Consider the following 22822-nt stretch of genomic DNA (forward strand, 5'->3'; position numbering starts at 1 on the left):
CAACAGGAGTCCGCCGTGAGTGAAGTCCCTTCGCAGCAGAACGAGTTGATAAGACTCGCCGACCGCCCCGGCACCGACGACGCCCCCGGCTGCGACGGACGGACCGGCGGCCGGAACGTCCGCGTACGCGTCCTCGGACGGCACGCGCCGGGCTCGCTGCTCGGACACGACTGGCTGGACTGCGAGATCACCGTCACCGCGGACTCGGTACGCGGACAGTTCGTCACCCTGGTGACCGACCGCCACCTCAGGCAGTGGGAAACCGCCCTGGACCGACTCGGCCGCGGCTCCGCGGTCCGCTGGCTGGACGAGGAACACGGACCGGAGCTACGCATCGAACCCGGCCGCCCCGGCGGCCTCTGGGTGACCGTCTCCGACGCGGAGGAATCCGGCGTCACCCTCCGGGTCGTACTCTCCCCCGCACCGAACTGGCTGGCCGAGCAACGCACCCTGCTCCGCCTCGTCCGCAGCGCCTACCCGGCCGAGGTGGTCGAACTCTCCCCGGGCATCCACGCCTGGCGCGGAAACCTGCCCGACGAGAGTTGATCGATCGTCACCTCTAATACTGCGCCAGCGTTCCAAGCCGCACGGACGATCAGTCGGGAACAGCGAGAAGAAAGACCGGGCCGCACCGCCGACCATGACCAGCGCGAGCTGGTGCAACCCGACCGTCTCACCCGGTGCGGCGCGTTCGTAGCGCCGCACCGGGTGCCCGGTGGCGCGGTCCGGGTGTGGGAGGTCGGCAAGGCGGCAGCGTCCGGTGAAGGTCGGCGGTGGTCACGGTGTGGCGTGAGGGCCTTCCGGGTGCCGGTGCGGGTGTCGCAGTCCGCACCGAGCCGGAAAGGCCCTCACTGAGCCCCGTCACCCACCGTCGCGGTCAGTACGTCCAGGCGAACGGATCGGCCGTCACTTCCGCTGCCGCGGAGGTGTTCCCAGCCGCCCCAGCGAACGGTCGGGCACGGTGAGGAGGAAGAGCAGGGCCGCGCCGCCGAGCATGAACAGCGCGAGGTGGTGCAGCCCGGCCGTGGTGGCGCCGTGCGGGAAGAAGGCGGCGTTCGCGGCGGAGGCCGCCATGGCGCCGAGATACATGAAGGTGCGCAGCAGCCCGGCCGCCGAGGCGATGGCGGCGGGGTCCGCCTGGTGGTAGAGGGCGGTCTGGGTGCCGAGCCCGATCAGCCCCTGCGAGACGCCCGCCAGCACGCCGACTCCGATCAGCAGGGCGCCGGGGCTGTTCGCGTGGACCAGCAGCAGGGCGGCGCAGGCCGCGATCTGGCAGGCGGAGCCGACCAGCAGTTTGCCGCGGACGCCCGGACTGCGGCCGCTGGCCCCGGCGGCCGCGAGCGCGGTCAGCGAGAGCGGCAGCAGCACGAGTCCGGCGGTGGCGGCGGACAGGCCGCGCCCCTCCTCCAGCCACTGGGTGTAGCCGTAGAGGAAGGCGTAGATGGCGGTGTAGCCGAGCACCTGGCGCAGGTAGGTGGCGATCAGCGGGCGGTTGCCGCCGAGCGCCCGCAGGTCGATGAAGGGGGCACGGGCCCGCCGCTCGCGGAGGGCGAAGGCGACGGCTGCCAGGAGGGCGAGCACCGGCAGGTACCAGCGAGCAGGGCCGGGCTTCATCAGGAACAGCATCAGGGCGAGCAGGAGGACCGCGAACAGCGCGATCCCGAGGTGGTCGAGGCGTTCCGCACGCCCGGGGCGCTCCCCGCCGTCGGCAGGGTCCGGGCGGCGGGCGGTGACGGGCAGCCGGGCCGCACCGAGTGCCAGGCAGGCCAGTGACAGCGGGACGTTGACGGCGAAGACCGTCCGCCAGCCGCCCGCGCCGATCAGCAGACCGCCGAGGGTGGGGCCGACCACCGCGACGGTCTGGTTGGCGACGGCCAGTACCGTCAGCACCCCGGTGGGGCTGGACCGCCCGGTCCGCTCGGCCTCGCTGCGGGTCAGGTGCATCGCGGCGGGGTAGGCCGCGGAGGTCCCCAGTCCGAGCAGCACCCGGGCGGTGATCAGCATTCCGAGCGACGGGGCGAGCGCACCGAGCAGTCCGGCGAGGCCGACCAGGGCCGTCCCGGCGAGGTAGAGCCGGCGCGGGCCGTGGGTGTCCACCAGCCGCCCGATCACCGGCTGGCCGATGGCGGTGGCCAGGTAGAGCCCGGTGACCAGCCAGGCGGTCTCGGCGGGCGGCGCGCCGAAGGCGGCGCCGACGGGCACCAGGGCCACCGCGATCATCGACGAGTTGATCGGGTTGAGCACCGAGCCGAGCACCATCGGCGCGATCAGCCGGCGGTTGAACCCGTCGTCCGGGGCGGGCTGCCGACGACGCGGCCGGAGTCGGGCGAGCAGGGCGGCCGGGCCGGTCGTCACCGGTTCAGCCGGTCTATCAGGGCCAGCGCCTCCAGCACGGTGGCACGCTCGGCCTCGGTGTAGTGCTCCGCCATGGCCCGGGTCAGCCACTCCTCACGGGCCTGGCGGCTGTCCGCGACCCGGGCCAGGCCGACCTCGGTGAGGCTGACCACCTGACGGCGGCCGTCCTCGGGGTCGGGACGGCGCCCGACCAGTCCGTGCTGTTCCAGCGCGGCGAGGGTGGCGGCCATCGACTGCGGACGGACCCGCTCGGCGGCGGCCAGCGCACTGGCGGAGGCCGGACCGTCGTTGATCAGCCGGCTGAGCACGGCGGTCTGGGAGGGCGTCAGGTCGCTGGTGCCGCTCGCCTCCCGGAGGGTGCGGCGCAGCCGGCTGAAGACGGCGCGCAGTTCACGGGCGGCCAGCGCCGCGCTGTCGGGAACCACGGTTTCGGCGGACCCGGCGGGCCCGGCGGGGTCGGCGGGCCCGGCGGGCCCGGCGGGGTCGGCGGGGTCGGTACTGGCGGTTCGTTTCTCGGTCACGGTTCCACGGTAATTTCATCAGTCTGGACTGTCCAGTCTGGACTGAAGATTTCCTGAGGGTGGACCGGGCCCTCCACCACCCGTGCCCCGGCCCGGCGGCGGGCCCGGATAATGACGGCATGATCGACAAGCAGCTCCGCGTCGTCCTCGCCGAGGACTCGGTGATCCTCCGGGACGGCATGGTCGAACTCCTCACCGCCCGGGGGTGCGCGGTGGTCGCCACCGCCGGGACGGCACCCGAGCTGATCGCCGCCGTCACCGGGCACCGGCCCGACGTGGCCGTGGTGGACATCCGGATGCCGCCCACCCACACCGACGAGGGCATCCGAGCAGCCGTGGAGATCCGGGCCACCCTGCCCGAGGTGGGCATCCTGGTCTTCTCCCAGCACGTCGAGACCGCCTGGGCGGCCCGGCTGCTGGCCGACGGCGCCTCCGGCATCGGCTACCTCCTCAAGGAGCGGGTGGCCCGCACCTCCGAGTTCGTCGACGCGCTGCACCGGGTCGCCGCAGGCGGCACGGCCCTCGACCCGGAGATCGTCAACGGTCTGCTGCACGGCGGACGGCGCAGCCGGGTGGACGCGCTCACCCCGCGCGAGCGGGAGGTGCTGGAGCTGATGGCGCAGGGGCACTCCAACCGTTCGATCGCCACGCTGCTGGTGGTCTCGGAGCGGGCGGTGGAGAAGCACGTGGCCGCCGTGTTCGGCAAGTTCGACCTGCCCGCGACCGACGCCGACAACCGGCGGGTCAAGGCCGTGCTCGCCTACCTCGCGGAGAGCGGCTCTTCCTGAGGTAGCACCTCCCGGGACGGCGACCCCGACCGCCCGGGCCGTGGCCGCCCGTCAGAGCCGGCCGGGCAGTTCGGCGCTGACCGCCGTCGGCCCGCCGGGCGGGCTGTCCACCCGCAGCGTCCCGTCCAGCACCGCGAGCCGCTCGGCCAGGCCGGTGAGCCCGCTACCCGCACCGATCACGGCGCCGCCGTGCCCGTCGTCGCGCACGGTCAGCCGGACCCTCCCCTCGGCGGCGCTCACGCTCAGCTCCACCGACCGCGCGCCACTGTGCTTGGCCACGTTGGTCAGCAGTTCGGCCGCACAGAAGTAGACGGCCCGCTCGATCGCCTCCTCCGGACGCTCCCGAAGGTCCAGCCGGACGTCGACCGGCACCGGCGAGGTGGCGGTCAGCCCCGGCAGCGCCTCGGCCAACCCGCCCTCCAGCGCCACCGGGTGGATGCCCCTGGTCAGCCGGCGCAGACCGGTGATGGTGTCCTCGGCCTGCCCACGGGCCCGGTCCACCAGGGTCCGCAGCCGCCCGAGGTCGAGCCCGTCCGAGCCACCCTCGGCCGGAAGGCCCACCGGCGGAAGGCCCACCGGCGGCGCGCCCGCCCCCAGCACGTCGTCGGCCAGCGACAGCGTGATGGCGAGCGCGACCAGCTGCGCCTGGGTGCCGTCGTGCAGGTCGCGTTCCAGGTGCCGCAGTCGGTCGGTGCCCTCGGCCAGCAGGATGGACCGGGCCTTCTCCAGCTGACGCACCCGCTGGTCCGAGCGCACCGGCCCGAGCAGGGTACGGGCCAGCGTGCGGTTCGCCCCTCCGAGCGCCTGCACCGCGGCGGGTACGGCGACCAGCACCGCGAGGCCGATCGGGATCGCGCCCAGGTCCAGCAGGCCGATCGACCTCGGGCCCGGCTCCATCATCCGCACCCAGAGCGGGAAGCCCACCAGCCAGACGCTTCCGAGCGGGAGCCCGACCACGGCCAGGAAGCCGAGCACGCCCAGCGGCAGCCGGAGGAAGAGGTAGAGCAGCGCCCGCCAGGCCACCGGATCGGTCAGCACCACCCGGCCGCGCGCTATCACTCCGGCCGGGCGCGCCAGTGGCCGCGGTGCGGGCACCTCCTCCCCGAGCAGCCGCCCGACCAGCCACCGGTGCAACCCGCCGAGCCTCCTCGCCCCGAGCAGCGCGGCCGCCACGAACGGCAGGCCCAGCACGGTGAGCGAGAGCAAGGCCCCCGCGTAGAGGACGGCGACGGCGTACACGCCGCCGAGCACCCCGAGCGGCAACCCGAGCACCGCGAAGGCCAGTTCACCACCGCGCACCGACCGGTACCGCCGCCGCTCAGCCACCGTCCACCTCACCACTCGCCCACCGACACCCACCGACAATCACTGACCAGCACTCACCGACCGGCATTCAGCCGCCGACCGGCCCCCAGCATCCACCAGGACCCGCCCGGACCACCGCATCCACCTGCCCTTCTGTCCGCACGGCCCCTCGGACAGCCATGGCACCGACCCCGCGCCCACCCGCCGTGGACGCCGGCCTCCGCCTCCTCCGCCTCACCCCCGCTCCCCGCCCGTCATCTCCACCGCCGAACCGCCGACCGCCCACAGCCCCGTGCCCACGATCCCCGGCACCGTGAGCACCACCGCCCCCAGCACCACCCAGGCGCACGCCGCGCCCGGCACCACCGGCACCACCGAGCCCGTCACCGCCAGGCTGAACGCCCCCGAGGCCGCGGCCGCCACCGCCGCACCCAGCAGCACACCGATCGCCGTGGTCAGGACCGCCTCCACGCCGAGCATCCGCAGCAGCTGCCGCCGCGTCGCCCCGACCAGGCGCAGCAGCGCGAACTCGCGGCGCCGGTCGGCGGTCAGCGCCACCAGGGTGTTGACCGTGGAGACCGCCGCGAAGCAGACCAGCATCCCGAGCTCCGCCTCGCGCAGCCAGATGTCGCTCTGCTTGGTGACGCTGGTCGCGGCGCCCGTCGCCCGGACGACGTGCTCGGCGGTGCCGGTCAGGACCAGCAGGGTGCCGGAGAGCCCGACGAGCAGCGCGACCGGCACCACCGCCGAGGAGAGCCGGGCCGCGTAGCCGCGCAGGTTGGCGTCCGCCAGCCAGCCCGCCCGGGGCGCGAGCACCCGCGCCGGGGCGCCGAGCACCGCCGCCAGGACCCGCGCCGCCACCGGCCCCAGCAGTCCGACCGCGACCAGCAGCACCAGCGATCCGAGCAGCGCGGCCTGCCCCGCCTTGTCCAGCTCTCCGGCCGGCCGGCTCGCCGCCAGTCGTAGCAGCAGCCCACCACCCGCGAGCACCGCCAGCCCGGCGAGCACCCGCGGCACGGGCGTCCGCCGCGGCCCGCCCGCGCCCTCGGTCAGTGCGGCGGCCGGGGCGGGCCGGGTGATCCGGCGGGCCGCCACGGCACTGGCCGCCAGGCCCACCAGCAGCGCCACCGCGAGCCCGATCAGCGCCGGCACCGGCGCCCCGGGTATGCGCAGCCCGGGTGCGGCCATGCCGCGCCGCTGGAGTGCGGCGAGGAAGGCCCGGGCGGCGAGGAAGCCCACCAGGCCGCCCGGCCCGGACACCAGCAGGGTGGTCGCCACCACCTGCGCGCGCACCACCCGCCGGACCTGACGGGGTGTCGCCGCGACGGTGCGCAGCAGCGCCAGGTCGCGGTGCTGCTGGCGCAGGGTGAAGCCGAGGGCGTTGACCACGACGAACAGCGCGACCAGGACGGCGATCTCGCCGAAGGCCCCGGCGATCAGCACCAGGCCGGGCCCGGACACCGCCGTGCGCGCCACCGCGGCCGGCGCCGTGACCTGTGCGGCGACCAGCGACCCGAACAGCGTCACCGCCGCCACCGCCAGGAACAGCGCCGTCCCCAGCCCGGCGAAGGAGGCCGGGCGGCGGCGGATCTGCCCCGCCGAGAGGCTCAGTACGGGACTGCTCATCGTGCTCACCCGCCCAACCGGCTCAGCCGCTCGGCGACCTGCGCGGCCGTCGGCGCGGTCAGCTCGTCCACCAGCAGGCCGTCGGCCAGCAGCAGCACCCGGTCCGCGTACCCGGCGGCGACCGGGTCGTGGGTGACCATCACGCAGGTCCGTCCGTCGGTGTCGACGCCCGAGCGCAGCAGGCCGAGGACCTCCTGCCCGGTGGCCCGGTCCAGCGCGCCGGTCGGCTCGTCGGCGAACAGCACCTCCGGCCGGGAGACCAGCGCCCTGGCTATCGCCACCCGCTGCTGCTGACCGCCCGACAGCTGCCCGGGCCGGTGCCGCTCCCGCCCGGCCAGCCCGACCCGGGCCAGCGCCTCCCGCACCGCGGCCCGCTCCGGCGGCCGCCCGGCGAGCCGGCCGGGCAGCTCGACGTTCTGCCCGACCGTCATCGCGGGCATCAGGTTGAAGGCCTGGAACACGAACCCCACCCGGGTGCGGCGCAGCTCCGCCAGCCGCCGCTCGGGCAGCCCGGACACCTCGGTGCGGCCCCACCGCACGGTGCCCCCGGTCGGACGGTCCATCCCGGCCAGGCAGTGCAGCAGGGTGGTCTTGCCGGAGCCCGACGGCCCCATCACCGCCGTGAACGTCCCCGGCGCGAAGGCCACCGAGACCCCGCGCAGCGCCTGTACGGCCGCCGTGCCCCGCCCGTACTGCCGGTGCAGCCCGACCGCGCTCAGGGCCGCGTCCGTCACCCCGTCGTGCGCCGCCGTGGCGGCGGCTGTCGTCATCCCGTTCATGCCCTCCATCGTGGGCGTCCGGGGCCGGGAGATCGATTGTGCTGGCACCCGAATCCGGGGTTCGGAAAACCGAACCCCGCAGGTGGTGCTACGTCCCCTCGGGCCGGCTTCGGGCCTCCCAGGCCCGGAGGGCGAGGCCGTAGGCCGCCTCCAGGCGCACCGGCCGGTCGTCCACGTCCAGCAGGGCCGCCAGGGCGTCGGCGACCTCGGGCGTCCGGTCGGCGGACGGGGCCAGGACGGACGCGGCGGCGCGCCGCAACCCGACGGCTTCCACCTCCGGATGCTCACGACCGCCCAGGGCTCGGAGGACCTCGGCGAGCACCCCGCCGTCCTGCTCGGCCGACGCCCAGGCGACGAGCAGCTCCGTCTCCTCCGCCTCGTACTCGACCGCGTGCCCCATCCGCAGGAGCGGGGCGTCGCACAGGAAGGCCGCGAGGAAGCGGCGGTGCGCGGGGTCGGGGTGCCGGTGGTGGGCCGTCAGGGCCGACCAGGTCTCCCGACTTCGGCGTTCCCCGAGCACGAACCGGACGGCCTGCTGCCCGACGTGCCCCGGCTCCCGGTGCCGGACGGCCCTGGCCACCAACTCGTCGACCGGGGTGAGGACGCGGAACCGCCACTCCAGCCCGGTCAGCACGGCCCCGTGCCCGGCGCGCACGGTCAGCCCGCCGAGGGAGACCTGCTCGACGTCCGCGTACTGCTCGGTCACCCACACCCGCTCCGCCGGCCCCACGGCCCCGGTCCGTCGCCGCAGCTCCTCCTCCGTCCCCGTCTCGTACCAGGCCCTGGCCAGGGCGAGCAGGTGCTCACGGGCGTCGGCGGGCAACCGCAGCGCCGGGTCCTTCCCCAGCACCGCCCCGACCAGCGCCGCCGAACCGAGGTCCACCGCGCGCAGCAGCGGGGTCGTCCCGTCGGGCAGCGGACGGTCCGGATCGGCACCGTGGTCGACCAGGACACCGGCGACCTCGTGGTCGAACCCGTTCACGGCCGCCCACAGCAGGGGCAGCCCGTCCGCATCGCGGGCGTTCGGATCCGCGCCTGCGGCGAGTGCCTCCCACACGCCGTCGACATCCCGCGCCCGTACCGCCGCCACCAGCCGCCCGTCCGTCGTCATCCGCCGACTCCCCCTCGCCGCACAGCCTCCACCGGCGCACCCTAAGCCCGCCGGAGCCGGGCACGCCCTCCCCTTTTACGCCCCCGCCTCCCGCCGGGCCCGCCCGACCGGGAATCATGATCCGGTGACCATCGACCTGCTGCCCGAGCCGCGCTTCGGCCCCACCGAGGCGGAGGTGTGCGAGCTGCCGGCCCCGTACGGCGGGCTGCTGCCCGGCGGGGTGCGCGGCACCTTCGTCCGCGGCTGCTCCCGGGCGACGGCCTGCTCCTCCAGCCGGGCGGGCGCATCCCGCCGCTCGCCGTAACCGCACCCGGCCCCCGCTTCCCCGTCCCTCACCACGCCACCCACCCACCCACCCACAGGAGTCACCATGACCACCACCCCCCTGACCGTCGCCGTCCTCGGCCCCGGAGGCGTCGGCGGACTGATCGGCGGGCTGCTCGCCCGCGACGGCCACCGGGTCGTCTGCCTGGCCGGCGAGGCGACCGCGGCCGCGATCGCGCGGGACGGACTGCGGGTCCGCAGCGCCGAGTTCGGCGAGTTCACCGCCCGGGTGGAGGCGGCGACCGAGCTGCGCGAGCCGGTCGACGCCGTCTTCGTGACGGTCAAGGAGACGGCGCTGGCCGCCGCGCTGGACCGGTTGCCCGCGGAGGTGCTCGGCACCGGGATCGTGGTGCCGCTGCTCAACGGTCTGGACCACATGGCCGTGCTGCGCGAGCGCTACCCGGCCGCACGGGTGGTGGCCGGCACGATCCGGGTCGAGGCCGCCCGGACGGCGCCCGGGCGGATCGAGCACACCAGCCCGTTCGCCGCCATCGAGCTGGGCGCGGACGCCGAACCCGATTCCCCCGTGGCCGAGTTCGCCGAGCAGCTGCGGCACACCGGTCTGGACGTCGCACTGCGCGAGGACGAGACGGCGATGCTGTGGAGCAAGCTCTCCTTCCTCGCCCCGTTCGCCCTGCTGACCACCCGCCACGCGAGCGGGATCGGCACCGTACGCACCGAGCACCGGGCCGAACTCCTCGCCGTGCTGGACGAGATCACCGCCGTCACCCGGGCGGTCGGCGCGCCGGCGGACGCGCAGACGCTGCTCGCCTCCTTCGACCGCATCCCCGGGACGATGAGGTCCTCGATGCAGCGCGACGTGGAGGCCGGACGGCCGACCGAGTTGGACGCCATCGGCGGCGCCGTGCTGCGGGCGGCCGACGCGCACGCGGTGGCGGTGCCGACCATCGCCCGCCTGGTGCACGACCTGACCGAATCCGCCAACCGGTAGCGCCTGCCCGGGCGTTCACCCCGCGGACGGCACCGCGGGGTGAACGCCCGGATCCTTCCCGCACAAAATTGACGGAACATCACATTCCGCTGGAAGCAAAGACTTTCCCAACGGTTCACGCAGTCTTCCGGAACCTCCGCACGGCGGACCGGCGTTGATAGGGGCGGGAGGGATAGAGACATGACAAGGAAGCCGTACCGTCTGGCCGCCACCACGCTCGCACTGCTGCTCGCGGCCCCGTTGTTCACCGCGTGCGACGCCGACCAGGCCCTGGACTGTGGAAAGCGGGCGATCAGCCTCACCGGCGACGTCCAGGACCTCGCGGATTCGGCGATCAACGTCGGGCAGATCACCGACGAGAGCCGCCGCAACCACACCGTCGAGGCCTTGCGGAAGGTCGCCGACGACACCAAGAAGATCCGCGAGGGCAACGGGGACAAGATCGACGCGGCCGCCGACCGGCTCTCCAAGGCCGTCAACGACGCCATCGACCGGGTCTCCAAGGGCAAGCAGCCCGACTTCAAACCGATCACCGACGCTGCCGGCGAGATCGGGAAGGCCTGCGCCGACTCCTGACGCACGGGGGGCACCCCCCGTCTCCCCACGCCACCAGCTCCCGGCCCGGCGCCGCCCCGGCCGGGAGCCGGTCCCCGCCTCGGGCCCCGGCCTGTCGCCGCCGCACCGGCACCGCCAGGCGGTAGGAATGGCACCGGACCGAACCGCACCCCGGAGGCACCGGTGAACCACCCGATCCTCGACCAGATCCAGCACCTGCGGGCCGAATTGGCACCCGGCGACACCGCCCCCGCGCTGGTCACCGCGCTCGCCGACGGCACCGCGCCGCGCTCGGCACTGGCCGAACTCGCCGCCCAACAGCACCGGATCATCCGCTCCGACCGCCGCAGCCTGCTGCTGCTCGCCGGCCGCACCGCGGACCGGCCGGTCAGCGCCTGGTTCGCCACCCTGGCCGAGGGCGAGAGCGCCGCGCTGCGTACCCTGCCCGCGCTCGGTGCCGCCGTCGGACTCGACCACGGCGCGCTGGAGGCCCGCCCGCCGCTGCCCGGGTGCCAGGCCTACCCGCACTACCTCGCCTGGCTCGCCCTGAACGGCGAGCCCGCCGCCGCGGCCGCCGCGCTCGTCGCCAACTTCGCCGCCTGGGGCGGCTACTGCGCCACGATCGCGCAGGCGCTGCGCCGCCAGTACGGCTTCTCCGACGAGTCCTGCGCGTTCTTCGACTTCTTCGCCCAGCCCGCGCCCGAGCTGGAGCAGCAGGCCGCCGACGCCCTGGGCTCGGACCGGCTGGACGAGCCGACCCTGGCCACCGCACACGAGTACGGGCTGCTGCTCCAGGCCTACGAGCACCTGTTCTGGGACACCCTGGGCGTCATCGACGCCTGAGGGCGAACCGTCCCGCCCTCAAGCATCGGGAGGCCTCAGGCCTGCCAGTGCGGCTTCCCGCTGACCATCCGGCAGTAGATCACCCGGCCGCCGGCCTCGTGGGTGCTCTTGCCCAGGTCCGCGTTGCGGCAGAACTGGCCCGCCTCGTAGCAGTTGCCCGCGTTCGAGCGGATCTCGCATCCGGCGCCGGCACCGGCCGCCGCCGCGGGGGGCTCCGGGTCGTTCGGCGGCTGGGCCGTGGTCACCTTCGGCTGCGGCGCCTTGGTGGCGGGCGGCTGCGCGGGGGCGCTGGGCTGGCCCGGAGGGGCCGCGGGCGGGGGCGTGGCCACCGGTGCCGCGGGCGCCGGCTGGGCCGGCGGAGTGCTGACCGGGGCCGCCGGCAGGACCGTCGCGGCGGGCGTCGCCGGCGGGGTGGTCGCCGCGGGGGTGGTGGCGGCGGCGGTCGGCGTGGCCGAGGCCGTGGCACCGCCGTCGGCCGCCGACGGGTCGCAACCCGTCAGCGCCAGGCCGACGGTGAGCACGAGTCCGGCGAATCCGGCCAGGCCGGCCCGACGGCGACCGGGTATCCGTGAAGGCATGGGAGGAGAACGCTCCGTTCCGTTTGGATGAGTCGTGCGATTGAAGCAGGAATCGCACACGGACCGTCCACCGAATCCCCACTCGTTGGCAGATCGAGACCTTCCGGTCACCGACCGTCGCCACCCCGCCCGAACCCCGGCCGCCCACCGCCCGCCGACCCGTCCCGCCCTGTTCGACCGTCCGACCAGACCGGCCGTCAGCGCGGCCCCGCCGTCACCGCAGCCCCGCCGTCCGGCGCTCGAACACCGCGGGGCGGGCGGTCTCCAACGCCGTGGAGACCGCGCCGAGGAGCACCGCCTCCTCCCCCAGGAGGCTCGGCGCGAGCGTCGGCCGCATCGGGGCGAGCCCGTGCAGGGCCTGCTCCAGCGGCTCCAGGAGCAGGTCCGCGCTGCTGCCGATCCCGCCGCCCAGCACCACCAGGTCCGGGTCCAGGACGGCCGAGAGCACGGCCACCGCGTAGGCGAGCCGCTCGGCCTCCCGCTCCACCGCCCGGACCGCCGCGGGCTCCCCGGCCCGGGCCCGCTCGAAGACCTGCTTCGCCGTCAGCTGCCGCGCCGCGGACTCCCCGTCCAGCCCGAAGTCCCGGGCGGCGCGCACCACGGCGTCCGCGGCGGCGTCCTGCTCGATGGTCGCGGGCGGCTCGCCGGGCCGCCCGGACAGCGGCACCAGGCCGATCTCGCCCAGCCCGCCGTGTGCGCCGAGCAGCAGTTCGCCGTCCTTCACCACGCCCAGCCCGAGCCCGGTGCCGACCAGCAGGTAGGCGAACATCCGGCTGCCCCGCCCGGCGCCCAGGGTGTACTCGCCGAGCGCCGCCAGGTTGGCGTCGTTGGCCACCGAGACGGCCGTCCCCAGGCCCTCGCCTATCCGGTCGAACAGTCCCGGCCTGTCCCAGCCCGGCAGGCTGTTGGCGTAGCGCACCCCGCGCCGCTGCTCGTCCCACACCCCCGGGGTGCCGATCACGGCGTGCACGATGTCCCCGGCCGCCAGGCCCGCCTCGGCGATCGCCTCGTGCGCGGCGGCGACCACGGCGTCGGCGACGGCGTTCGCCGAGCGGCCCCGGTTGGCCACGTCCCGGCGGGCGACCACCGTCCCGGCCAGGTCCGCCACCGCCACCCGCAGCCGGGCCCGGCCGATGTCCACGCCGAGCACGTGCCCGGCCGTCGGGTCGACCTCGTACAGCACAGCGGTGCGGCCGCGCTCGGGGGCCAGCCGCCCGGCCTCCCGGACCAGTCCGGCCCGCTCCAGCTCGGCCAGCGCGGCCGAGACGGTCGGCTTGGACAGACCGGTGTCCCGGGCCAGCTGGGCGCGCGTGGAGCCGCCGCCGGTGCGCAGCAGCTCCAGCAGCAGCCACTCGTTGTTGCTGCGCAGCCGCTGCCGGTTCCACGGCACCCCGGGGGCCCCGGCCGCCGGGCGACTGGTCGGCTGGTGGGGGCTCATCGGGTTCCTCCGGTCTGGATCTTCGGGCGCGGGTCGGTACGGCCGGGTCGTACGTCCGGGCCGGTGCGGCCGAGTCGGTACGTCCGGGCCGGTACGGCCGGGTGGGCCCGGCCCGGGCCGCGGCGTCCGGGGCGGGCGCCGCCGCCCAAGTATGACCGGTGATCATCCGGTGTTCGCCTGCCGTATCCCCCGGTCCCACCCACGCCTCCCCACCACCTCCCCACTCCCCCGCGGCCTCGCCGCCGGCTCCGTGCGGAGCCGGCCGCACCCCGTTACAGCACCGTCTCCGACCGGTCAACGTTTCACCCACTTGTGGGCGTGCCGCGCCCGGGCGCGTGATCATGGGCGTATGCACTTCCGGCACGGCAACCGAACAGAGGGGCCGCGGCCCGCGTCACCGGACTCCCGGTCCCTGGCGGCGACCGCGGCGGCCCTCGCCGCACGGCTTGGCGCCTTCACCAGTGGTGACAGCGCCGGCGGTGGCAGCGCCGGCGGCGAGGGCCCGGGCGACGATCCGGAGCGGCTCCGCGAGGTCCTCGCCGCCGCCCCGGTCGGCGTCGCGCTGCTCGACGAGCGGCTGCGCTGGCAGTACCTGAACGCGGCCTTCACCACCGCCACCGGGCTGCGCCGCGCCGACCTGCTCGGCCGCGCCGCCGGGGCCACCGCCTTCGCCGGGGCCCTCGGCATCCTGCGCCGGGTCCTCGCCGACGGGCTCGCCCGCGAGCACGCCACCGGCGGGCCGGACGGCGCGGGCGCCCCCGTACCGCCCGGCCTGCGGGTGCGCTACCGGGCCCTGCGGCACTCCGGGCGGACCACCGGCGTGATCGTCGTCGTGCTGGACGACCCCGACCCGGCCCGCGAGCAGCTGCGCGAGCTGGAGCGGGCCCGGGCCCGGCTCGCCCTGCTGGACGCCGCCACCGAACGGATCGGCACCACCCTCGACGTCGGCACCACCGGCACCGAGCTCGCCGCCTTCGCCGTCCCCCGGCTCGCCGATCTCGCCACCGTGGACGTGCTGCCGCCCGCGGTCGAGCCGGCCCGGGTCGGCCACGGCGCGTCCCAGCGGCTGCACCGCGTCGGCGCCCGGGCCGTACCCGCACTGGCCGACGCCCTCGCCGAGCTGCCCCGGCCCGGCGAATCGATCCGCCACCGGGAGGGCTCGGCCGCCGCGCGCAGCCTGGCGGGCGGCGTCGCCGTGCTCACCGAGCCCGGGCCCGAGGACTCCTGCCCGGCCGGGACCACCTCACTGCTGGTCCTCCCGCTGGCCGCCCGGGGCCGCCTGATCGGACTGCTCACCCTCGGCCGCACCGCCGCCGGCCCGGCCTTCACCCCCGACGAGGCCGCCCTGCTCGGCAATCTCGCCGCCCGCGCCGCCACCGCCCTCGACAACGCCCGCAGCTTCGCCCGGTCCCAGGGCATCGCCCTGGAGCTCCAGCGGGCGCTGCTGAGCGAGCCCGGCAACCCCCACCAGAACCTCTCCCTCGCCTCCCGGTACCTTCCGTCCGGGAGCTCCTCGGTGGTCGGCGGCGACTGGTTCGAGACGGTCCGCCTGCCGTTCGGGCGCACCCTGCTGGCGATGGGCGACGTCATGGGGCACGGCGTCGAGGCCGCCGTCGACATGAGCCACTACCGCTCCGCGCTGCGCGACCTCGCCGGGATGGACCTGCCCCCGCACCGGATCCTGCGCCAGCTCGACAACGTCATCTCCGCCGACGACTCCGCCCGCCCGGCGACCTGCCTGCTGGCCCTCGCCGACCCGGGCCGGGGCCGCTGGACGCTCTCCAGCGCGGGCCACCTGCCGCCCGCCCTGATCGCCCCAGGCCGTCCGACCGAGCTGCTGCGCGTCCCCACCGGGCCGCCGCTCGGCACCGGCCTCGGCGGCTACGAGCAGACCGCCCACCCGCTCCTGCCGGGCCAGACCCTGCTGCTCTACACCGACGGCCTGGTCGAGCGCCGGGACGAGGACATCGACGCCTCCCTGGAGCGGCTCGCGGCCCTGCGCCTGCCCGCCACCGGGAACCTCGACGAGCTGCTCGACGCCGTCCTCCACTCCCTCGCCCCGCCCCCGGCCGCCGCCGAGGACGACATCGCCCTGCTGGTGGCCCGCCCCCGGCAGCGCTGACGGGCCGTCGCGCGCCGGTCCTCACCGCGACAGCCGCCCGGCCCTGACGGCCCCTCGGCCCGCACCTCCCCCCGCCCCCGCACCTCCGCTCACACCTTCGCCAGCGCCCGCCGGACGTCCGCCCAGATGTCCTCGGGGTGCTCGATGCCCACCGACACCCGCACCGTCCCCGGGCCGATGCCCGCCGCCGCCAACTCCTCGTCCGACAGCTGCCGGTGGGAGGTGCTGGCGGGGTGCAGCACCAGGGTGTGCACGTCGCCCAGCGACGGGGCCAGTGAGGCGAGCCGGACGGACTCGGTGAAGGTCGCGGCCGCTTCCCGGCCGCCGGCCAGGTCGAAGGCCAGGACTCCGCCGTGGCCGTCGGGCAGCAGGCGGCGGGCGAGGTCGTGGTCGGGGTGGGTGGGCAGGCCCGGGTAGTGGACGGCGGTGACCGCGGGGTGGGCGGCGAGCCGGCCGGCCAGGTCGAGCGCGGTCTCGCACTGGCGGCGGACCCGCAGGGCGAGGGTCTGCATCCCCCGCAGGGTCAGCCAGGCGGCGAACGGGTCGGCGGAGGCGCCGAGTTCGAGCGAGCGCCGCCAGACCTGGTGGTGCAGCGCCGGGTCGGCGAAGACGGCGATCCCGCCGAGGACGTCCGAGTGTCCGCCGAGGTACTTGGTCACGGAGTGGATCACGATGTCCGCGCCGTGCTCGATCGGGCGGCACAGCAGCGGGGTCGCGAAGGTGTTGTCCACCACGCTCACCACCCCGGCCCGCTTGGCGACGGCGATCAGCCCGGGCAGGTCGGTGACCCGGGTGGTGGGGTTGGAGACGGTCTCCAGGAACAGCACCCGGGTGGTGGGGCGCAGTGCGGCCGCCACTCCGGCCGGGTCGTCGCCGTTCACGTAACCGACCTCGACGCCCCAGCGCTCGGTGAGGTCGGTCAGCGCGCCGACGGTGCCGCCGTACAGGCTGCGCTGGGCGATCACGTGGTCGCCGGCACGCAGCAGGGCGAGCAGCGCGGTGTTGATCGCCCCCATGCCGGAGGCGGTGGCGAGGGCTCCGGTGCCGCCCTCGAGTCCGGCGACGGCCTGCTCCAGCGAGCGGACGGTGGGGTTGCCGAAGCGGTTGTAGAAGAAGGCGCCGTCCGGTCCCCCATGGGCTCCGGCGAGCGCGTCGCCGGTGTCGAAGGCGAACAGGTGGCTCTGGTGCAGCGGGACGCCCAGCGGACGGCTGCCGGTGACCTCGGTGAGCGGCGGGTGGACGACCCGGCTCTCGGGGCGCAGCTCGTCGGGGGCCTCGTGGGAGTGGTGGTCGCTCATGGCGTTCATCCTCGGGCGGTCCCGGCGCCCGGGCCATGGCCAATCGCCGTCGAGTGGCCTGCCCGGGCGGTCGTTCCGGCCCACCGCCCGAAGGCGGTGGCGACGCCCGGGTCGCGGCGGCGGGTGGTTCCCCTCTACGACGGGTGGCTCCCGACCACGGCGGGTGGCTCCCGACCACGGCGGGTGGCTCCCGGCGGCGGCGAGAGGCTCCCGACGCCTCGCGGCTACTCGCGGCTACTCGCGGCTACTCGCGGCTACTTGCGGCTACTTGCGGCGGCTGAAGATCCGCTTGGCCGCGTAGACGATCCCGACGATCAGCAGCACCACGAACAGGATGATCAGGATCACCACGACCAGCAGGAACTTGCCCAGCTTGGCGAAGAAGCCCGACTTCTTCTTCTCCTCCTTGGCGAGGTGCGCGGCCTCGGCGGTGGAGGCACCGGAGGCGACCGTGGTGACGGAGGCACCGGAGGCGGCGCTCGCCCCGGTGCGGACCTCCGTACCGGCGTCCGCGGTGGAGGCCCCCACGGCCGCCCCCGGGTTCGCGGCGGCGGCCGCGACGGTTCGGGGTGCGGCCACCGCCGCCGCGCCCGATGCCACGGCGGTGAGGCCGGTGGCGGCCAGCAGGGCCACCAGGGCGCCAGCCATCGAACGTATGATCCGATTAGTCATCGTGCTCCTCAAAGCGGTTCCGGAGCAGCGCGGACCCCGCCGATCTGACCAATTTCTCATGGTCTGACCAGCTGGTTTTCCCATCCGCGCCTAGTATGCTCCACTGAAGTTCTACAGCGGTGTAAAAGTTTAGCGACGGGCCCTGCCCGGATCGGCTCCGGCCCCCGGCCACGCGAACCCGCCGCTTCGACGGGGGGCGCGTGGCAACTGTGGAGGATGACGACGTGTCTGGCCGCAAGGGTTCCCCCGGAGCCGAGAATTCGCCGCACCGGGCGGGCGGGCGCCGGAGCACCGGCCGGAGGGCCGACCGGACCGGAACCGGCCAGAACCCGGACAGCTCGGACATAGCGGAGGGCCCGGCGGAGGGCCGTGCGGCGGGCCGGGCGAAGAAGAAGCCCAAGCGCGGCACCAAGGAGAAGGTGCTCTGGGCGACCGCCGGCTGCACCGCCCTCGCCGTCCTCGGCGGCGCCGCCCTCTACTACCGACTCAACAGCAACATCAGCACCTTCGACGGCGACGCCCTCAGCAAGGACCGCCCGGAGGCCGCGGCCCCGGACTCCCAGGGCCGCACCCCGGTCAACGTGCTGATGATCGGCTCGGACAGCCGCGGCAACGGCAACAGCGACCTGGGCGGCGGCGGGGACGGCGGCGCCCGCTCGGACACCGCGATCCTGCTGCACGTCTACGCCGACCACAAGCACGCCGTCGGCATCTCCATCCCCCGCGACTCCCTGGTCACCATCCCGCCGTGCAAGCTCCCCAACGGCAAGTGGACCAAGGAACAGACCAATGTGATGTTCAACAGCGCCTTCTCGGTCGGCGACAGCGACCAGGGCAACCCGGCCTGCACCCAGAACGCCGTCGAGAAGCTCACCAACCTGCGCGTCGACCACACCATCGTGGTGGACTTCAACGGCTTCGCGTCGATGACCAAGGCGGTCGGCGGCGTCGAGGTCTGCCTGCCGAACGACATCCACGAGGGGGACCTCAACCCCAACCTCGGCCGCAAGGGGAAGCTGCTCTTCGCCAAGGGCAAGCAGAAGGTCGAGGGCCAGAGCGCGCTGGACTACGTCCGGGTGCGGCACGGCATCGGCGACGGCTCCGACATCGGCCGCACCAAGCGCCAGCAGGCCTTCCTCTCCTCCCTCATCAAGGAGGTGAAGTCCCACGGCATGGACCCGACCACGCTGCTGCCGCTCGCCGACGCGGCCACGAAGTCGCTGACCGTCGACCCCGGCCTCGGCTCCGCCGCCAAGCTGCTCTCCTTCGCCATGGAACTCAAGGACGTGGACCTGCACGACATCAAGTTCCTGACCGTGCCGTGGCGTTACGAGGGCCCGCGGGTCGCCCTGGTCCACCCGGACGTGGACCAGCTCTGGGCCGCGCTCAAGGCCGACCGCACCATCGACGGCCAGGACGCGAGCGCCCCGGCCGAAGCCGGCTCCGCCTCCCCCGCCGCGGATCCCGTCACCACCCCCGCGGCCGCTCCGGCCCCGACGGCCGCCCCGGACGCCAAGGCCGCCGAGGTGAAGGTCTCCGTGCTCAACAGCACCGGCGAGACCGGGCTCGGCGGCCGGGCCGCGGAGACCGTCAAGGGCGCCGGCTACACCGTCACCGGCGTCGGCAACGCGGTCGGCAAGCCGCGCAGCACCACCGTCGTCGAGTACGGCACCGGCGAGCGCACCGCCGCCGAGTCGGTCGCCAAGCTCTTCCCCGGTGCGACCGTGCAGCCCGGCGGCCGGGGCGTCAGCGTCGTCCTCGGCCACGACTTCGCCGCCGCCAACCCGGCGGGCCCCGCCGCGCCGGCCCCCGGCGGCGCCGCCACCGCACCAGCCCCGCTGCCCACCAGCATCAGCGGCGCCGCCCGCTCGGCCGACGACGACCCCTGCAGCAACCTCTCGTACGGCTGAGTCCGGCCCCCTCGCACAGCGGTCCCCCCGTACGACGGCGGGGCGCCCCCGGATCATCGCCCCGGGAGCGCCCCGCCGAGGTACGTCCGAGGGGTGTCAGCGCCTCGTCCCGCAGGACGGACAGAACGCGGCGCCGTCCGGGACGTCCTGGCGGCAGCCCGTGCACTGGACGGGCTGTGCCAGCCGGAAGCCGCAGCCCGGGCAGAACGGCGTGCCGTGGGTCTCGGTGTGGCACTGCGGGCAGACCAGCTGCCGCGGCGTGCTGACGTCGTACCCGGCCCCGGACTGCTGCCCGGCCTTGAACGCGCGCTCGGTGACCGCGTCGTTGAGACCGCGGTGCTGCGCCGCCACCGCCTCGGCCGCGGTGTCCGGGGCGCAGTTGTGGCACAGGCCCTGGGCCGGGTCGAAGCAGCGCCCGCAGGTGTATTGGGTGCACCGGGCGCAACGGTTGAAGTGGGACTGGGCGTTGGTGATGGCCCGCTGGAACGCGGCGTCCCGCGAGGTGCCCCAGGTCTGCCCGGCCAGCCCGTCGGCGGCGTTGCTGATGGTGTTGGCGTTGCCGCCGATCAGGTTCCAGGCCGCACTGACGCCCTTGCCTATCCAGCCGGCCATCTGGCCGGTCCGGAACGGTTCGAACGTCGAACGCCAGGTGTCCGAGCAGCGATAGCAGTAGAACTCGAACTGGAAGCCCGCGCCGGTGCCGTGCTGCTCGCACATGTCGCGGTAGTTGCTGCTGAAGTAGATCTCCGAACTCACGTCGTCCCCGGTCGCTCAATGGCCTGTCAGCGGTCGCTCCCAGGGACGATAGGGCCCATCGAACGGTTCCGCCAACAACGTTCGACCGTCCCCGATCAGAGCCCGGTGACCGGCAGCAGCAGCACCCGTGCCGGATCGAACGGCTGCCAGCGCGCGGGCTGCCCGCTACGGCCGATCCGCAGCCGGCACCAGCGCTGCCCGGCCGCGTCCTGCCACCACCCGCTGATCCGGCCGAGCGCCCAGGCGCCGCCCCCGAGGTCCACCTCGACCGGCTGGTAGACCCACTGGACGTCCCGGTCCGCCGGTTCCGTTCCCACCGGACCTCCGGCGCCCACGGGACTGCACTGACTCTCCATCACGGCTCCGTCTCCCGACCCGGACCCGGCCGCCGGACGCCCCGCTCGGGGGCGGCCGACGGCCGGGGTGCAGCTCACCTCCTGAACTCTACAGGCGTGTAGAGGTCAGCGGGAGGAGTTCCGTCGAAGACGATCGACCCGGCCGGAGGACCGGCCGGGTCGGGGTACCGGGGCGAGCCGGCCTCAGCGGTCCTTCCGCATCGAGGGCTCCTGCACCGACGGCGTGCGCGCCGACGACCTGCGCGCCGACCGCCGCCGCTGCCACAGGGCCAGCGGCACGATCCCGGCCAGCGCGGCGGCCTCCGGCGCCGGCGGCGCCTCGAACGGCGCGCCGGCCGCGCCCGCCGCCCCGGCCGGCACCTTGTCGAAGGTGTCCGGGACCGGCAGGGTGGACCAGTCGGACAGCGGCCAGGCGACCACGAAGGCCCGGCCGACCACGTTGTCCACCGGCACGAAGCCGTCGCCGGTCTCGTTGTGGTGCCAGCGGGAGTCCCGCGAGTTGTTGCGGTGGTCGCCCATCACCCAGAGCTTGCCCTTGGGCACGGTGACGGTGCCCACCGGGTCGTTGTCGCAGGGCGTCGCACCGGGGAACAGGTACGGCTCGTCCAGCGCGACGCCGTTCACCTTCAGCGGCGCGCCCGCCTCGCAGTCGACGGTGTCCCCACCGACCGCGATCACCCGCTTGATCAGGTCCTTCTCGTCCGCCGAGGGCATCAGGCCGACGGTGCTGAGCACCTTCTGGACACTGCCCATGACGGAGTCGCCGGAGCTCGCCGGCGTGCCCTCCAGCCAGCCGCCCGGATCGCGGAACACCACCACCTCGCCGCGCTCGGGCTTGGCGCCGAACCACGGGGTGAACTTGTCGACCAGCACCCGGTCGCCGATCGCGAGGGTCTGCTCCATCGAGCCGGAGGGGATGGAGAAGGCCTGCACGAAGAAGGTCTTGATGCCGAGCGAGAGCAGCAGCGCGATCACCAGCAGGATCGGCAGCTCCTGCCAGAACGGGCGCTTCTTCCGGGGGCGCTCGGCCTCCTCGTCGGCCTTCCCGGGAGCGTCGGCGCCCGCGTTCACCGCGTCCGCCCCCTCCGCCACCGCGGTGCCCGTACCCGCCTCCGCCCCCGCCCGGCCGTCCCCGGCCCCCTCGCGCTCCGCGGCTCCACCGCTCTCGCCGGACTCCGCGCTCTGCTGCACAGTCATTTCCTCGGCCCCTCCGACGGCCTGGCGGGAGCCGGTAGGAAGACCCCCTGTCAGGAACGAACCTACCGAACAGAGGTTCCCGGGCGCGCCCTGACGTGGATGCGCTCGCCCTGCGGACCGAACAGGCTGAGGAACTCCACCGGCTGCGGGCCCGCGTTGCCGAAGGCGTGCGGGGTGCGGGTGTCGAACTCGGCGGCCTCACCGGCCGCCAGCACCAGGTCGTGGGTGCCGAGCACCAGCCGCAGCCGTCCGGACAGCACGTACAGCCACTCGTACCCCTCGTGGACCTTCAGCTCCAGGTCCGGCCCGGCGTTCCGGCCGGGCGGCACGATGTGCTTGTAGGCGTGCAGGCCTCCCAGGTGGCGGGTGAGCGGGACGATGGTCTGGCCGTTCCTGGTCACCGGGCGCGGGTGGATCCGCGGGTCTCCGGTGGCCGGGGCGCCGACCAGTTCGTCCAGCGGCACCCGGTACTCCCGGGCCAGCGGCAGCAGCAGCTCCAGCGTCGGCTTGCGCTGCCCGGACTCCAGCCGGGACAGCGTGCTGAGCGAAATGCCGGTGGCGGCCGCCAGTTTGGCGAGCGTGGTGCCGCGCTCCCTGCGCAGCGCCCGCAGCCGCGGGCCCACCGTGGTGAGGACGTTCTCGAACTCTTCGTCGGCCATGCCTGCCATTTGCCGGTACGGCAAGGACCCTTGTCAATCCGGCACACGGGTGAGGACCCCTCCGCCACCCCTGCGGGTCACGCCCCCGGGCGCGTCCACGGCCCCGACGCCTATCCTCGCGTCATGCGCATCCACCTCACCCGGGACAGCGTCGCGGCCGGCGACGACGCCGACGCCCCGCACGCCGGGACCGTCACGCTCCCCGACGGCCTGGACGCCCCGGCGGCGCTCACCACCCTCGGGCTCCCCCGGCCCCGGCTCCCGCTGATCGGCGGCGGCCTCGCCACCTGGGTGGTGCACGCCGCCGACGGCGCCCCGCTGGCCGTCCTCGCCCAGCAGTGGCCGCAGCCCCGCCCGCTGCCGGCCTGGCAGGGCCCGCTCGACCGCCTGGCCGGAGCGGACGGCACCGTCCGGCTGCACGTCGAGTACCGGCGCCAACTGGACCCGGAGGCCGAGTACCAGCGGCTGCTGCCCGGCTAGCCCCACGGGTCCGAACAGCTACGGCGTGCCGAGGAACCAGAAGAACGGCCCCTGCTCGTACAGCGACCGCACGATCGGCTCGGACCAGTCCGTGACGACGAACAGCACCAGGCCCACCGCCCCGCCCAACAGCAGCCCGGCCGCCACGGCCGCCGTCATCATCCCCGCGATCGCCCGCATCCGGGCCTCCTCCCCCG

At 75.0% G+C, this 22822-nt stretch carries 24 protein-coding genes; 9 read left to right on the top strand and 15 right to left on the bottom strand.

The features are described 5' to 3' along the window. The first annotated feature begins 15 nt into the window (after positions 1-15). Complete coding sequence (locus AMK13_RS29345; RefSeq protein WP_198959461.1) at positions 16-546, top strand: DUF5959 family protein; 531 nt, start codon at positions 16-18, stop codon at positions 544-546. A gap of 360 nt (positions 547-906) precedes the next feature. On the opposite strand, the gene AMK13_RS29350 is transcribed toward AMK13_RS29345, so the two are convergent. After that, positions 907-2334 (bottom strand): MFS transporter, encoded by a 1428-nt coding sequence (locus AMK13_RS29350; RefSeq protein ID WP_074004965.1) that lies wholly within the window; start codon positions 2332-2334, stop codon positions 907-909. A 17-nt stretch (positions 2335-2351) separates the two neighbouring features. Further along, positions 2352-2780 carry a MarR family winged helix-turn-helix transcriptional regulator gene (locus AMK13_RS29355; protein ID WP_049654197.1) on the bottom strand — a complete coding sequence of 143 codons (429 nt, stop codon included), beginning with the start codon at positions 2778-2780 and terminating at the stop codon, positions 2352-2354. Positions 2781-2995: 215 nt separating this feature from the next. Between AMK13_RS29355 and AMK13_RS29360 the strand changes: the two genes are divergently transcribed. Continuing rightward, positions 2996-3664: a response regulator transcription factor gene (locus tag AMK13_RS29360; RefSeq protein WP_074004808.1), complete on the top strand. Its 669-nt coding sequence runs from the start codon at positions 2996-2998 to the stop codon at positions 3662-3664. A 51-nt stretch (positions 3665-3715) separates the two neighbouring features. Here AMK13_RS29360 and AMK13_RS29365 read toward each other — a convergent pair whose 3' ends face one another. The 4 genes from AMK13_RS29365 to AMK13_RS43060 form a co-directional block, all read right to left on the bottom strand. Further along, positions 3716-4990 carry a sensor histidine kinase gene (locus AMK13_RS29365; RefSeq protein ID WP_074004809.1) on the bottom strand — a complete coding sequence of 425 codons (1275 nt, stop codon included), beginning with the start codon at positions 4988-4990 and terminating at the stop codon, positions 3716-3718. Between the two features lie 213 nt (positions 4991-5203). Next, entirely contained in the window at positions 5204-6595 is a 1392-nt protein-coding gene (locus tag AMK13_RS29370; RefSeq protein WP_074004967.1) for an FtsX-like permease family protein, read from the bottom strand. 5 nt (positions 6596-6600) lie between these two features. Further along, positions 6601-7365 (bottom strand): ABC transporter ATP-binding protein, encoded by a 765-nt coding sequence (locus AMK13_RS29375; protein ID WP_074004966.1) that lies wholly within the window; start codon positions 7363-7365, stop codon positions 6601-6603. Positions 7366-7462: 97 nt separating this feature from the next. Next, positions 7463-8485, bottom strand: coding sequence for an ankyrin repeat domain-containing protein (locus AMK13_RS43060; RefSeq protein WP_074004810.1), 1023 nt, complete (start codon positions 8483-8485; stop codon positions 7463-7465). A gap of 124 nt (positions 8486-8609) precedes the next feature. Between AMK13_RS43060 and AMK13_RS29385 the strand changes: the two genes are divergently transcribed. From AMK13_RS29385 to AMK13_RS29400, 4 genes are all read left to right on the top strand, one after another. Then, complete coding sequence (locus tag AMK13_RS29385; RefSeq protein ID WP_074004811.1) at positions 8610-8789, top strand: hypothetical protein; 180 nt, start codon at positions 8610-8612, stop codon at positions 8787-8789. Between the two features lie 66 nt (positions 8790-8855). Next, positions 8856-9761, top strand: coding sequence for a ketopantoate reductase family protein (locus AMK13_RS29390; RefSeq protein WP_074004812.1), 906 nt, complete (start codon positions 8856-8858; stop codon positions 9759-9761). 180 nt (positions 9762-9941) lie between these two features. After that, positions 9942-10337, top strand: a complete 396-nt coding sequence (locus AMK13_RS43745; RefSeq protein WP_049658815.1) for a hypothetical protein — start codon at positions 9942-9944, stop codon at positions 10335-10337. 162 nt (positions 10338-10499) lie between these two features. Continuing rightward, on the top strand, positions 10500-11159 hold the full coding sequence (locus AMK13_RS29400; protein WP_198959462.1) for a transcriptional regulator: 660 nt from the start codon (positions 10500-10502) through the stop codon (positions 11157-11159). Between the two features lie 35 nt (positions 11160-11194). Here the strand turns inward: AMK13_RS29400 and AMK13_RS29405 are convergent, their stop codons facing one another. Next, positions 11195-11737, bottom strand: a complete 543-nt coding sequence (locus AMK13_RS29405; RefSeq protein WP_143204657.1) for a hypothetical protein — start codon at positions 11735-11737, stop codon at positions 11195-11197. A 214-nt stretch (positions 11738-11951) separates the two neighbouring features. Beyond that, on the bottom strand, positions 11952-13175 hold the full coding sequence (locus tag AMK13_RS29410) for an ROK family transcriptional regulator (RefSeq protein ID WP_074004814.1): 1224 nt from the start codon (positions 13173-13175) through the stop codon (positions 11952-11954). Positions 13176-13524: 349 nt separating this feature from the next. Here AMK13_RS29410 and AMK13_RS29415 point away from each other — a divergent pair, with 349 nt between their 5' ends. Continuing rightward, positions 13525-15297, top strand: a complete 1773-nt coding sequence (locus tag AMK13_RS29415) for a SpoIIE family protein phosphatase (protein WP_079272590.1) — start codon at positions 13525-13527, stop codon at positions 15295-15297. 89 nt (positions 15298-15386) lie between these two features. Here the strand turns inward: AMK13_RS29415 and AMK13_RS29420 are convergent, their stop codons facing one another. Together AMK13_RS29420 and AMK13_RS42320 are read right to left on the bottom strand one after the other, a co-directional pair. After that, positions 15387-16595, bottom strand: coding sequence for a trans-sulfuration enzyme family protein (locus tag AMK13_RS29420; RefSeq protein WP_074004815.1), 1209 nt, complete (start codon positions 16593-16595; stop codon positions 15387-15389). 264 nt (positions 16596-16859) lie between these two features. Next, positions 16860-17243 carry a hypothetical protein gene (locus AMK13_RS42320; protein WP_107418885.1) on the bottom strand — a complete coding sequence of 128 codons (384 nt, stop codon included), beginning with the start codon at positions 17241-17243 and terminating at the stop codon, positions 16860-16862. 248 nt (positions 17244-17491) lie between these two features. Between AMK13_RS42320 and AMK13_RS29430 the strand changes: the two genes are divergently transcribed. Continuing rightward, positions 17492-19177 (top strand): LCP family protein, encoded by a 1686-nt coding sequence (locus tag AMK13_RS29430; protein WP_380786551.1) that lies wholly within the window; start codon positions 17492-17494, stop codon positions 19175-19177. Between the two features lie 96 nt (positions 19178-19273). Here the strand turns inward: AMK13_RS29430 and AMK13_RS29435 are convergent, their stop codons facing one another. From AMK13_RS29435 to AMK13_RS29450, 4 genes are all read right to left on the bottom strand, one after another. Further along, positions 19274-19933, bottom strand: coding sequence for a double zinc ribbon domain-containing protein (locus AMK13_RS29435; RefSeq protein ID WP_049654596.1), 660 nt, complete (start codon positions 19931-19933; stop codon positions 19274-19276). 95 nt (positions 19934-20028) lie between these two features. Next, on the bottom strand, positions 20029-20250 hold the full coding sequence (locus tag AMK13_RS29440; protein ID WP_074004817.1) for a hypothetical protein: 222 nt from the start codon (positions 20248-20250) through the stop codon (positions 20029-20031). A gap of 222 nt (positions 20251-20472) precedes the next feature. After that, a complete protein-coding gene (gene lepB / locus AMK13_RS29445) occupies positions 20473-21486 on the bottom strand; it encodes a signal peptidase I (protein ID WP_079272591.1) in 1014 nt (337 codons plus the stop codon). A gap of 62 nt (positions 21487-21548) precedes the next feature. Further along, positions 21549-22145, bottom strand: coding sequence for a helix-turn-helix domain-containing protein (locus AMK13_RS29450; protein ID WP_049654612.1), 597 nt, complete (start codon positions 22143-22145; stop codon positions 21549-21551). A 123-nt stretch (positions 22146-22268) separates the two neighbouring features. Between AMK13_RS29450 and AMK13_RS29455 the strand changes: the two genes are divergently transcribed. Next, positions 22269-22625, top strand: a complete 357-nt coding sequence (locus AMK13_RS29455) for a hypothetical protein (RefSeq protein ID WP_074004819.1) — start codon at positions 22269-22271, stop codon at positions 22623-22625. A gap of 18 nt (positions 22626-22643) precedes the next feature. Here the strand turns inward: AMK13_RS29455 and AMK13_RS43750 are convergent, their stop codons facing one another. Continuing rightward, positions 22644-22805, bottom strand: coding sequence for a hypothetical protein (locus AMK13_RS43750; protein WP_158077757.1), 162 nt, complete (start codon positions 22803-22805; stop codon positions 22644-22646). Between the last annotated feature and the right edge of the window lie 17 nt (positions 22806-22822).

The organism is Streptomyces sp. CB02056 (genome assembly GCF_001905545.1).
In the GTDB taxonomy this organism is placed as follows: Bacteria; Actinomycetota; Actinomycetes; order Streptomycetales; family Streptomycetaceae; genus Kitasatospora.